This window comes from Prochlorococcus sp. G5PB11, from assembly GCF_059772425.1.
Genome location: NZ_CM186287.1, coordinates 410,675 through 420,292 on the forward strand (window position 1 = coordinate 410,675; position 9,618 = coordinate 420,292).

At 35.4% G+C, this 9,618-nt stretch carries 19 protein-coding genes; 10 read left to right on the top strand and 9 right to left on the bottom strand.

What is annotated here, in order from left to right; translation table 11 throughout:
• Positions 1-12 precede the first annotated feature (12 nt).
• The 3 genes from AC6EI0_RS02260 to AC6EI0_RS02270 form a co-directional block, all read right to left on the bottom strand.
• Positions 13-183 carry a hypothetical protein gene (locus tag AC6EI0_RS02260; protein ID WP_011294973.1) on the bottom strand — a complete coding sequence of 57 codons (171 nt, stop codon included), beginning with the start codon at positions 181-183 and terminating at the stop codon, positions 13-15.
• Positions 184-216: 33 nt separating this feature from the next.
• Positions 217-369 carry a hypothetical protein gene (locus AC6EI0_RS02265; protein ID WP_498522880.1) on the bottom strand — a complete coding sequence of 51 codons (153 nt, stop codon included), beginning with the start codon at positions 367-369 and terminating at the stop codon, positions 217-219.
• A 78-nt stretch (positions 370-447) separates the two neighbouring features.
• Positions 448-588: a hypothetical protein gene (locus AC6EI0_RS02270; protein ID WP_181414027.1), complete on the bottom strand. Its 141-nt coding sequence runs from the start codon at positions 586-588 to the stop codon at positions 448-450.
• An 876-nt stretch (positions 589-1,464) separates the two neighbouring features.
• Between AC6EI0_RS02270 and AC6EI0_RS02275 the strand changes: the two genes are divergently transcribed.
• The 3 genes from AC6EI0_RS02275 (at position 1,465) to AC6EI0_RS02285 (ending at position 2,609) form a co-directional block, all read left to right on the top strand.
• Positions 1,465-1,668: a hypothetical protein gene (locus AC6EI0_RS02275; RefSeq protein ID WP_498522881.1), complete on the top strand. Its 204-nt coding sequence runs from the start codon at positions 1,465-1,467 to the stop codon at positions 1,666-1,668.
• 338 nt (positions 1,669-2,006) lie between these two features.
• On the top strand, positions 2,007-2,243 hold the full coding sequence (locus AC6EI0_RS02280; protein ID WP_498522882.1) for a DUF3764 family protein: 237 nt from the start codon (positions 2,007-2,009) through the stop codon (positions 2,241-2,243).
• 96 nt (positions 2,244-2,339) lie between these two features.
• On the top strand, positions 2,340-2,609 hold the full coding sequence (locus AC6EI0_RS02285) for a hypothetical protein (RefSeq protein WP_498522883.1): 270 nt from the start codon (positions 2,340-2,342) through the stop codon (positions 2,607-2,609).
• Between the two features lie 54 nt (positions 2,610-2,663).
• Here the strand turns inward: AC6EI0_RS02285 and AC6EI0_RS02290 are convergent, their stop codons facing one another.
• Positions 2,664-3,167: an alternative oxidase gene (locus AC6EI0_RS02290; RefSeq protein ID WP_498522884.1), complete on the bottom strand. Its 504-nt coding sequence runs from the start codon at positions 3,165-3,167 to the stop codon at positions 2,664-2,666.
• A gap of 117 nt (positions 3,168-3,284) precedes the next feature.
• A complete protein-coding gene (locus tag AC6EI0_RS02295) occupies positions 3,285-3,461 on the bottom strand; it encodes a hypothetical protein (protein WP_269605792.1) in 177 nt (58 codons plus the stop codon).
• Between the two features lie 513 nt (positions 3,462-3,974).
• On the opposite strand from AC6EI0_RS02295, the gene AC6EI0_RS02300 reads away from it, so the two are divergent.
• Both AC6EI0_RS02300 and AC6EI0_RS02305 read left to right on the top strand, forming a co-directional pair.
• The gene (locus AC6EI0_RS02300; RefSeq protein ID WP_498522885.1) at positions 3,975-4,187 is read left to right on the top strand and encodes a hypothetical protein; all 213 of its coding nucleotides are present in this window, start codon (positions 3,975-3,977) and stop codon (positions 4,185-4,187) included.
• A 290-nt stretch (positions 4,188-4,477) separates the two neighbouring features.
• Positions 4,478-4,738, top strand: coding sequence for a hypothetical protein (locus tag AC6EI0_RS02305; RefSeq protein WP_498522886.1), 261 nt, complete (start codon positions 4,478-4,480; stop codon positions 4,736-4,738).
• 399 nt (positions 4,739-5,137) lie between these two features.
• On the opposite strand, the gene AC6EI0_RS02310 is transcribed toward AC6EI0_RS02305, so the two are convergent.
• Complete coding sequence (locus tag AC6EI0_RS02310; RefSeq protein ID WP_187146463.1) at positions 5,138-5,293, bottom strand: high light inducible protein; 156 nt, start codon at positions 5,291-5,293, stop codon at positions 5,138-5,140.
• 149 nt (positions 5,294-5,442) lie between these two features.
• The gene (locus AC6EI0_RS02315; protein WP_011294533.1) at positions 5,443-5,550 is read right to left on the bottom strand and encodes a high light inducible protein; all 108 of its coding nucleotides are present in this window, start codon (positions 5,548-5,550) and stop codon (positions 5,443-5,445) included.
• 165 nt (positions 5,551-5,715) lie between these two features.
• Here AC6EI0_RS02315 and AC6EI0_RS02320 point away from each other — a divergent pair, with 165 nt between their 5' ends.
• From AC6EI0_RS02320 to AC6EI0_RS02330, 3 genes are all read left to right on the top strand, one after another.
• Positions 5,716-5,892: a hypothetical protein gene (locus AC6EI0_RS02320; RefSeq protein ID WP_011295188.1), complete on the top strand. Its 177-nt coding sequence runs from the start codon at positions 5,716-5,718 to the stop codon at positions 5,890-5,892.
• Between the two features lie 2 nt (positions 5,893-5,894).
• Entirely contained in the window at positions 5,895-6,071 is a 177-nt protein-coding gene (locus AC6EI0_RS02325) for a hypothetical protein (protein WP_011294980.1), read from the top strand.
• A gap of 107 nt (positions 6,072-6,178) precedes the next feature.
• Positions 6,179-6,316, top strand: a complete 138-nt coding sequence (locus tag AC6EI0_RS02330) for a hypothetical protein (protein ID WP_498522887.1) — start codon at positions 6,179-6,181, stop codon at positions 6,314-6,316.
• Between the two features lie 225 nt (positions 6,317-6,541).
• Here the strand turns inward: AC6EI0_RS02330 and AC6EI0_RS02335 are convergent, their stop codons facing one another.
• The gene (locus AC6EI0_RS02335) at positions 6,542-6,700 is read right to left on the bottom strand and encodes a hypothetical protein (protein WP_498522888.1); all 159 of its coding nucleotides are present in this window, start codon (positions 6,698-6,700) and stop codon (positions 6,542-6,544) included.
• Positions 6,701-6,850: 150 nt separating this feature from the next.
• The gene (locus tag AC6EI0_RS02340) at positions 6,851-7,180 is read right to left on the bottom strand and encodes an ArsR/SmtB family transcription factor (RefSeq protein ID WP_498522889.1); all 330 of its coding nucleotides are present in this window, start codon (positions 7,178-7,180) and stop codon (positions 6,851-6,853) included.
• Positions 7,181-7,318: 138 nt separating this feature from the next.
• On the opposite strand from AC6EI0_RS02340, the gene AC6EI0_RS02345 reads away from it, so the two are divergent.
• Together AC6EI0_RS02345 and arsJ are read left to right on the top strand one after the other, a co-directional pair.
• A complete protein-coding gene (locus AC6EI0_RS02345) occupies positions 7,319-8,350 on the top strand; it encodes an ArsJ-associated glyceraldehyde-3-phosphate dehydrogenase (protein ID WP_498522890.1) in 1,032 nt (343 codons plus the stop codon).
• Between the two features lie 4 nt (positions 8,351-8,354).
• Positions 8,355-9,617, top strand: coding sequence for an organoarsenical effux MFS transporter ArsJ (gene arsJ / locus AC6EI0_RS02350; RefSeq protein WP_498522891.1), 1,263 nt, complete (start codon positions 8,355-8,357; stop codon positions 9,615-9,617).
• Position 9,618: the final 1 nt, after the last annotated feature.

Genomic DNA, 9,618 nt, shown 5'->3' on the forward strand with positions numbered 1-9,618 from the left:
GCTAACCAAGAATCAATCCCATTCAGCCGCAACAGCTCTTAAGCCACTAGCGATGATTTCGTTGGGGCAATTAGTATCCTCCTTTAAGGCCTTAGCTGCAAGATGAACGTTCTCCCAAAATACTGACACTGCTCCAGTTTTTTGATCATCAGAGAATTTAAAATCCTCAAAAGCTTTTGGCATTTTCCTCTTTTTGTTTAAGTTCTAGCAAAAAATTCATTCATCAACTTTAATCTTCACTGCTTGAATGTAATTATCTTTTTTATTATCTAAAAATAGTTTCCTTGTGATTAAAACTGCCATGGCCGCTAAAAATATAAAGCCAACACTTTGAACAAAATCTATATAGGCTGCCAAAAAATGAGTCATTGGAAACTTGATTTTTTCAAATGTAGAGGAAAAAAATCAAATGACAAATTCAACAACACAAAAGCAATGAACAGTAACTTAATGATCTGTTGAAGCCAAATAGCTATCACCCAACAAGGTACCTGTACCTAAATCAAAAACATTATCCAAATTGGATAACAACTCTTTTAGTTCTTCTCCACTGATTCTTTTAATTTCTTGATAAGTTTCTTTAGACATCGAAAAAATAAATCAAATGCAAATTTAGCCACTCCCAATCAGTCTCAGAGACCGTAAAGACCGATAGGGGTAATTCCCTTTCGGCATACTTCAATAAAAAGAAATTATGACAATAATTAGTTTGCTTGTATTAAAATTTCTAATCAATACCACAAGGAAAATAACGATACCTATGAGTAATAGATGTTAAGTAATTATTCCTAAACGGCTGGCGGCGGTTTGTTCTTATATTTTTAGAACTTCTCAGGACAACCTTCTTTTTATACTGAGCTTTAGAAGGTTGTTTCTTTGAATAAGAAACGTCAGTGCTCCCCCCCAGAAGCCAATCAATTATCGCCCTTGGTAATTGACTGTCTGACGTACATTAATCCTAAAATCTCCTTTTCTTCGATGGTTCTGTAGGACCGTACGTCTTAGGTAGGGAAACCGTAGCAAGAATAAAACTCTTTTAATTAGACATTTAAAAAGGGCCCTAGGGGGCCCTTTTCTTTACCGATTCTTTGGAAGCTTCTGGATATTGGTGGCCTGGGGCCAAGTGTCTAGTAGAAAGGCTTTTGTACTCCGTTAGGGCACCTAAACGATGCAGAGGAGTTTCGACTGAATTGACGCACCTATATCATTGATCCTTGTCGCATCAGACGAATAGCCTACTTATTCATTGAGAATGTTGGAGCAGGAACCAGAATTCAGTTCGCTTCTCTTAAATACTCAGGTGGAGTGTCGACCATAAATGGTGCCTCTGAGCTCAACAAATGTATCTTTGCTCTATTCGCACCTCAACGCAATCAGCCTTAATGCCCATTGCATTTCCACTTAACCTGATCAAAAATAGAAAGTTTGGGGTATAAGAATTTTATCTCAATTCAAAACATCAATATGACGAGAGAAAAAACAAACAAACAAGATCAAATAAGCATTTTCGGTGAAATAGCTAAGGGATTTAGAACTGATTATCAAAAAATTGAATTTTTCGATTCATCTAAGGAAGCATTTTTCACAGATTCAATTGAAGCAACAAGCTCGGTTAATGAAGATATCCCTAAAGACTTAGACGAGGTTTTTACGTATACGCAAATATGAAAAAACTTTGCGAAACGGAGCTTGAAGAGTTGAAAAGTCTTCCATGGAAAGAATACCCGGAAAACTTTAAGATATTTTTATTCGATTTTTGCATCTTAAATGGTGATGCATATTCAAAATGCTTCCCAAATTCAAAGTAGTTTTGCAATTTTCTAATACGATCCGCTTAATGAATGAACGCGATAATTTGCTTGCGTGGCATACGAAAAATTCCTCAAGCAAAGAATATTTAAAGACATCCGATAAAATATTTATTAAATTCAGGCCACAAATATGATGCGTTATTACAAGCAAGGTAGGAGCTTTTAAATTGAAGAAATAACTCTATTTTTCACCTAATGCTCGAAACAACTGTATGTACATTTGATGTAAAAATACCTTACGATGAGTGGGTGAAAAAATTTGACAACGATGAGGCTCCAGCTAGATCAGCCAAAGGTATAAAGGTCATTTTCAGAGGTGTGAGCAAAGATAAACCTGAAAAAGCGATCGTTGTAGTTCAAGCTTTAGAGGGTGTCTTAGGGAAACACGTAAAAAGAACATTGAAATATTTGAAAAAAATGGTGAAGTCATGAGTACGGCAGAACCTAGTCTCTGGTCTTGAGGATCCAAATTGCTTAGGTATAAATAAAGAATCAAATCAAAAGATTAGTCACAATTAAATTTGAACAATGATTAGAAATCTGTTTTTCTTAATTCTCGGAGCATTTAGCGGTTTTTGGTTTATATGGCCTCAAATCATTACGACCAAAGGTTGGGAATGCACAAAAGATGTTATTGCATCTTCTAATGAAGATTTAACAGATATTGAATCATTAGTTGAATCCTTGCCAAACAGAATCAAATTAGGCTTGGCTGTTTCCCCAAAAACATTGCTAAAGAGAGAGAACCTTACTCGTATCGAGAAGCTCAGAATTATTGGAGATGCTTGCTTTAGATAATTTAAAACCACAAACGAAAATTATCATTATGAATATCAACAAAAAGTTGGCGTATTAACTAATCAAAGCAATTGCTTCTTTTAATTCATTCGCGTGATTGATCTCATCTTGAGCAATTTCACGTATCCTCTGATCATTTGGATTAACGGTTAAATACTTTGCGTAAGTTTCATACGCATGCTCTTCAATTTTTATATTGATATCGTATGCATTTGATGGCGATAGTAAGTAATAAAAAACCATTACCCAGTAATAGAAGAGCACTAAATGCCTGGCAAGAAATCGATCAACCCAATATCTATTGCCGCTTCGTGATTGCATCTCCTCTAAATGCTCCGTTTCATTGATTGCTTGGTAAAAATGAGCCTTCATAAGCTTGTTACTTAAAGGAGTCTTTAGACCAAGCGACTCTTGTAAATGCAAAACAGATAAGAATGCAAAATAAGGGGCTCTAGCAATAACCTCAAGAACCCAAAAACGTTGAATCGGCCTACCTTCGTAAACTAGATCAAGAATACTTACACTGAGATCTAAAATAAATGAATTAAAACTTTTCATAATTCATTGGCTAACTATTTAAGTATAAATACTCAGAAAAGGATATGAGTTTTAACTTATTTATTTAACTATCGATAGCTACTGAAGCTGAATATGGAAATAGTCCGATGATTGAATCTATCTTGCTCGAACAGGTTGGTAAGCAGGAATCATCTTTCCTCCACCGAAATCGTCATCATCATCTGGAAGCGCTCTTGAGATTAGTTCTACCAGAACTAGAGCAGCCATTGGATAGAAACACCACAAAACAGCTTTCCAGATAGGAAATGAGTCAACCAGCTGAAGCTCAGACATGTATCAGAAAAATGTTTGCATAAACCTAACTGATCTAAAAATATTTAGTGTTACGGTTAGCACGAAGTAAAAGTTTATCTAATCGAAGCTTGTGTAAAAAAATTACTTCAAGTTGTCTAAGTTTTCCACAGCCTCAGAGTCACTAAATAACTCCAAGATCTAAAAAAAAGCAATTCCAATAAAAAAGACCCTAGGTATGGTGTCCTATGGGCCTGGGTGATGGGGACTTTATTTTTAACTGTTTTTCAACCAAATTGCAACCCCTACCATATCTGGTGTTAGAAAGATTAAAAAAACAGAAAAAAAGACCCATATCTGGAATTATTAGCTTGCGTAATATGTATACAGCGAGTAATATTTTCAAATTACTGGGTGATGGGGATCTCTCAGTATCTTCTCCCTCAAATTTGAGGGTTTTTTTATGCAATGAATTTTTTGCACATAATTTCTAATATGGATTAAGGCAAAATTAGTGAAAAACTGCTCTGATCATTATTTTTTTAAATCGAGAAGATGGAACAAGTAACTGATGCAATTGGTAATCCCACAGCACTCTTAGTAGAGAGAATTTTTTGGTTGGGGTTAGGTGCATTTTTAGGACTGGCAATAATTACTTCTTTACTAAGAGGATTAGAAGAAGGAAAAAACAAAACGACACAAGTTTCACCTGATCAATTAGAAAATCTTGCAAAAAAAGCGATCCAACAAAACAGTGATAGCAATTGATATTGGTTATCAGATATTTTTATAGCCACAAACAAATTTACTTATGGTCGTTGGGGCGAGAACCGTACAATCAGCTACCACTGATTAGATGATGAGCATATATGCTTAATATATATTCACAAAAACAATGAAATTAGTTCCTTACATATTCATGGCTGTTGCTATCTTCTCAGAAGTTTCAACAATCGCTACGACTCCTATTATCTAATTAATTCTTATTAATTGAGTATTCAGACCTAACACGTTCATGTGAATACTGACGTTAGATTGTATATAACTGATTTGTATTCATGCTCAAAGAGATATTTAGGGCTGCTAGTTTTTTAGCTTTGTCTGTTTTTTTAGCTTCAACAACTTTCTTTTCAGGAATCAACCCTGTAGTGGCCGCGCAAATGGGTTCTGATATGAATGAAGACAACTCTATGGGTATTGTGATCGAAGAGTCGAGTGATGCCTTGGATGGTTCTAAAACTAGTTCTGCCCCAGACCTTGGAGATGATCAAGCATTTCCTTTTATTCCAGGTTTCGGTAAAAATTCCGGTAAAGACTGATTATCTATTTTTTGAAAGTATTGATGGATAATAAATTACTAATTTTTTCGAAAGCTATAAAAAAATCCACAGACATAAGTGGTAATTAGCTAGACCATTTTCATGGAAAAATGGGAATCAAAAATAATCATTTTTATTATGTTTGCAGTACTTGCAATAGGCTCAATTGCGCCATTGATAAGGATGATCAGTGATCGTATTTCCTAAGAATTAATTTGCTTGGACAAGCTGAGATTATTGGCGGAACTATTCCTTACATGAATGCTTTTGGCATTTTTTGCTTATTTAAATTTTTATTTTGCAAAAACTGGAAAAAATGTATTAAATACTCGAATGGATCAAAAAAAATCTAAAGAAAAATCTCTAGATTTATATGAAGATTGATTTATCCAAAGCTATTTAAAATATGCCAGGAATAATCTGACCAGTAGTGATATAAGCGCCAAGTAAAGCAATCATTCCAATCATTGCCCAACGGCCATTGGTCTTTTCTGCCTCCTCCGGGTAGTTGGAATAGTTTTCAACTAATTGAGTTTGTACTTGGGTAGCAAACATGTTTTGCTTGCCATATTCAGTAATGATCTGGTTAGAAGCAGAACTGTAAGCAGGTATTCCTGTTGGATCAACAGATTTACCTTCTGATTGATTATCAGTTGGATCAATTGATTGATCAGAAACTGGATTACTAGAAGTCATATGAGAATCTAAAAAATACCTGGAATGATTTGACCTGTTGTTGCGTAAGCACCGAAAGCAGCAATAAAGCCGATCATTGCCATCCAACCATTAAACTTTTCTGCTTCTGGAGTCACGAGATTAAACTCAAATAATGGCCATGAATGTAAAGGAAAAGTAAAGGAATGTAAAGGGGACACCCGTACATAGCAAAAGTTATCAGGGGTATTAGCTGAAGCAATATTTTTTATCCACGGTCTAAATACCAATTCCACTAACTTTGTTGAACTTAATTCAACTAGATGGATTTAATACCAGGTGTAGTTCTTTTCTTTGGAGCCATTGGAACTGTGGCTCTACTTGGTTGGGATACTTTCCAAAATCGCAAGCCAATTACTAAAGCTGAGATGCAGCAGTCTCGTGGAACTAGAGCAGCTAAGCCACAACAAAAGAGAAGAGGGTTGTTTAACAGAGGATAATTATGGGTGAAATTCAAACATACGCTTCAAACTCAGGAGATTTTAATTTCCTTTTCGTTCTAATCATTGTTGGGACTTATCTTCTTTATGAGGTTGGAAAAGCAATAATGGACAACAACGATGATGATGACATGGATGGAGGAATGACGATGCGTGTTGCAGATGGAGCACAGGCTTGAATTGACTACCAAAATAATATGTATTAATTGACAACAAAAATTATTCGTCTTTAAACAGGTTTAGGGTGCATTGAATCTATAATTGGTTATCTATTAACTTAAAAATTTTGAGCGAAGAAAATATCAAAAGAAAAATAGATGCTTTATTAAAAGAACTTCAGGAGAAAACACGAGTTTCGGATGAGGAGATGGACGAATTTAAAAAAATTATGGAACTAGCAGATTTTTCACAAGACCAAGAATAATTTAGCTATAAGTTGGGATGAATGAAGGTTTAGCGAGATGCGAGTTTTGACCAAATAAGCAGTACCAACACGTTAAGCAATGCATATCCAACAGCGATTTGAAGTTGGTAAAAATAACCAACAATCGAAGAGGATCCCAAAATGATCAAACTAGTAATAAAACTATCTCTTGAAAAATTCACCTAAAAATATCAAGCACTATAAATATTCAGAATGAAAATAAAATCATGAAAGTCTTATTTGATTTTCAATCGAAAAAGCATTGCTTGCGCAGGCCTTATTGCCTGTAACTTGAGAAACAGCAATAACGAGAAGGCTTAGAGAACCAACTGCTAAAGAAATTGTTCTAATAGCACTTGCTTTTTTAGAGATTTTCTTGCTCATATCAAAAAATCTTGATGTAATAAGAATACGATTACTATCCAAGCATAAAGAGTATCCAATGATACCTAGTAGAAATAATTGCCTAAAAATTAATAGAAGAAACTATGAAGAGAGCTAAATCAATTGAAAACAAGATTTCAATTGATTGCTTTATTTACAAGCTTGAGAAAGTTGTTGCGAGCTTTCTTTTAACAGTTCAATCCAATCTTGCAAAGAATTTAATGAGTCAATATTTAATTGGTAATAAACCCATCTACCAGTTTGCCTATCGGTAATCAAACCTGCGTCTTTTAAAACTTTTAAATGAAAAGATATTTTCGATTGCGCCAATCCAATTTCATTAATCAAATCACAAACACATCGCTCTCCTCCTGAAAGAGACTCAATGATTTGCAATCGCAATGGATCAGATAAGGCTTTTAGCAATTTCCTGGCCATTGCATTTTCAAGAACTACTTCGCTCTTTATCGCTGTGGCCATCAAAGAAGGAAAAATATAATCACATGATAAAACAAACTTCAGAAAAGGCTTGCATCGACAAACCTCAATACATCAATATAAATTGATATGAGGAATGTAATCCTTTATTGATTCACTCAATCAACTCAATTACACGTTATGCGAATCGGTATTAATGGTTTCGGTCGAATAGGTCGACTTGTTCTTAGAGCGCTCTGGGGTAGAGAAAATATCGAGATTACACATATCAACGATCCATTGGGTGATCCAAAGGTAGCTTCGCATTTACTTGAATTTGATTCAGTACATGGTCGTTGGAACAAAGCCATAAGCAACGATCAAAACAACGTGAGTATTGAAGGTCACCCAATATCTTTTTCTCAAGAAAGTGATTTCACAAAAGTGCCGTGGAATGAAAAAGGTACAGAGCTAATTCTCGAATGTTCAGGAAAATTCAAAACCCCTCAAACATTAAATCCTTATTTCGATACTCTTGAAATGAAAAGAGTTGTCGTTGCATGTCCTGTTAAAGGTGAAATACAGGGAGAGGATGCTCTAAATATTGTCTACGGTATTAATCATGATTTATACGAACCCAATAAACATCGGTTAGTAACCGCTGCATCCTGCACAACTAATTGCTTAGCTCCAGTCGTGAAGGTCGTTAACCAAGCCTTTTGTATTAAACATGGATGCATTACAACACTCCATGACCTAACAAATACACAGGTAATCGTTGATTCATTTAAGCCGGATTTACGAAGAGCCAGAAGCGGATCACAAAGTTTAATACCAACAACGACAGGTTCGGCAAAAGCGATAGGGATGATTTTCCCAGAATTACAAGGTAAATTAAATGGCCATGCAGTTCGCGTTCCTCTCCTCAATGGATCTTTAACTGATGCTGTATTTGAATTAGAGAAAGAGGTAACGCAAGAAGAAGTCAATCATGTATTCAAAGAAGCTTCAGAAGGAGAGCTAAAAGGAATACTCGGTTACGAAGAAAAACCACTTGTATCAATCGATTATGTCAATGACTCAAGAAGTTCAATTATTGATGCTCCATCAACCATGGTGGTCAACAAAACTCAACTTAAAGTCTATATTTGGTATGACAATGAATGGGGGTATAGCTGTCGAATGGCAGATCTCGTTTGCCATGTCATAAATCTCGAAAAAAGCAAAAAATAAGAACATGCGATTAACGGGATTGCAACAATATGGAATAGTAACGACCAACTATTGGGCATTCACACTGACAGATGGTGCTCTAAGAATGCTAGTGATTTTTCACTTTCATAGCCTTGGATATACAACATTAGAAATTGCATTCTTATTCCTTTTTTATGAGTTCTTTGGCGTAATCACTAATCTCTATGGAGGTTGGATAGGAGCAAGATATGGATTACGTCTAACACTTTGGGTAGGAACACTTTTACAAATCGGTGCCTTATTGATGTTGACACCCGTTTCAAGTGGTTGGTCGAAACTTTTGAGTGTCATTTATGTCATGGTTGCTCAAGCGATTAGTGGCATAGCAAAAGATCTCAATAAGATGAGCGCTAAAAGTGCCATCAAAACTGTCGTTCCAGACTCCTCAGAAGAAGATGGTGGAAATAATCAATTATTTAAATGGGTAGCCATCTTGACTGGTTCAAAAAATTCACTAAAAGGAGTTGGCTTCTTTCTTGGTGGACTTTTGCTTACCAGTATTGGTTTTAATAAAGCAGTTGAATTAATGGCAATCGGATTAAGTGTTTCGTTTTTATTGACATTGATTATGCCTGGAGATATTGGAAAGATGAAAAACAAACCCATCTTTAAAGACTTATTCTCTAAATCTCAAGGGATCAACGTCCTATCATTTGCACGTTTTTTTCTCTTTGGAGCAAGAGATGTATGGTTTGTCGTAGCACTTCCTGTTTTTCTTGAAACGAATCTAAATTGGAATTTTTCTGAGATTGGAGCGTTCCTAGGCTTATGGGTTATTGGTTATGGTTTTATTCAAGCGTTTGCGCCGTCTTTAAGAAATTTATGGGGAAATAAAACAAGCCCAGGAGTTTCTTCTGTTCAATTCTGGAGTGCTGTCTTAACTGCAATACCAGCGCTAATAGCAATAGCACTATGGCGACAAAGCAATCCAGAAATAGCAATTACAACTGGATTGATATTATTTGGGTTCATTTTTGCAATTAACTCATCAATACATTCATATATGGTTCTTGCTTATACGGACAAGGAAAACCTGAGTCTAAACGTAGGCTTTTATTACATGGCAAATGCTGCAGGGAGACTGATTGGTACTCTCCTATCAGGAGTTTTATTCATGCTTGGAGCTAATGCCTCTATAGGAATGCAACTATGTTTATGGTGTTCAAGTCTATTTGTATTTATCTCATTGTTGACTAGTTTACGACTACCACCAGTTTCAAGTGCTATAGCTATTGAAAAAGCCTAAG

Coding starts and splice junctions, on each gene's coding strand:
- AC6EI0_RS02260 (WP_011294973.1), bottom strand. CDS start 183: ATGCCAAAAGCTTTTGAGGATTTTAAATTCTCTGATGATCAAAAAACT.
- AC6EI0_RS02265 (WP_498522880.1), bottom strand. CDS start 369: ATGACTCATTTTTTGGCAGCCTATATAGATTTTGTTCAAAGTGTTGGC.
- AC6EI0_RS02270 (WP_181414027.1), bottom strand. CDS start 588: ATGTCTAAAGAAACTTATCAAGAAATTAAAAGAATCAGTGGAGAAGAA.
- AC6EI0_RS02275 (WP_498522881.1), top strand. CDS start 1,465: ATGACGAGAGAAAAAACAAACAAACAAGATCAAATAAGCATTTTCGGT.
- AC6EI0_RS02280 (WP_498522882.1), top strand. CDS start 2,007: ATGCTCGAAACAACTGTATGTACATTTGATGTAAAAATACCTTACGAT.
- AC6EI0_RS02285 (WP_498522883.1), top strand. CDS start 2,340: ATGATTAGAAATCTGTTTTTCTTAATTCTCGGAGCATTTAGCGGTTTT.
- AC6EI0_RS02290 (WP_498522884.1), bottom strand. CDS start 3,167: ATGAAAAGTTTTAATTCATTTATTTTAGATCTCAGTGTAAGTATTCTT.
- AC6EI0_RS02295 (WP_269605792.1), bottom strand. CDS start 3,461: ATGTCTGAGCTTCAGCTGGTTGACTCATTTCCTATCTGGAAAGCTGTT.
- AC6EI0_RS02300 (WP_498522885.1), top strand. CDS start 3,975: ATGGAACAAGTAACTGATGCAATTGGTAATCCCACAGCACTCTTAGTA.
- AC6EI0_RS02305 (WP_498522886.1), top strand. CDS start 4,478: ATGCTCAAAGAGATATTTAGGGCTGCTAGTTTTTTAGCTTTGTCTGTT.
- AC6EI0_RS02310 (WP_187146463.1), bottom strand. CDS start 5,293: ATGTTTGCTACCCAAGTACAAACTCAATTAGTTGAAAACTATTCCAAC.
- AC6EI0_RS02320 (WP_011295188.1), top strand. CDS start 5,716: ATGGATTTAATACCAGGTGTAGTTCTTTTCTTTGGAGCCATTGGAACT.
- AC6EI0_RS02325 (WP_011294980.1), top strand. CDS start 5,895: ATGGGTGAAATTCAAACATACGCTTCAAACTCAGGAGATTTTAATTTC.
- AC6EI0_RS02335 (WP_498522888.1), bottom strand. CDS start 6,700: ATGAGCAAGAAAATCTCTAAAAAAGCAAGTGCTATTAGAACAATTTCT.
- AC6EI0_RS02340 (WP_498522889.1), bottom strand. CDS start 7,180: ATGGCCACAGCGATAAAGAGCGAAGTAGTTCTTGAAAATGCAATGGCC.
- AC6EI0_RS02345 (WP_498522890.1), top strand. CDS start 7,319: ATGCGAATCGGTATTAATGGTTTCGGTCGAATAGGTCGACTTGTTCTT.
- arsJ (WP_498522891.1), top strand. CDS start 8,355: ATGCGATTAACGGGATTGCAACAATATGGAATAGTAACGACCAACTAT.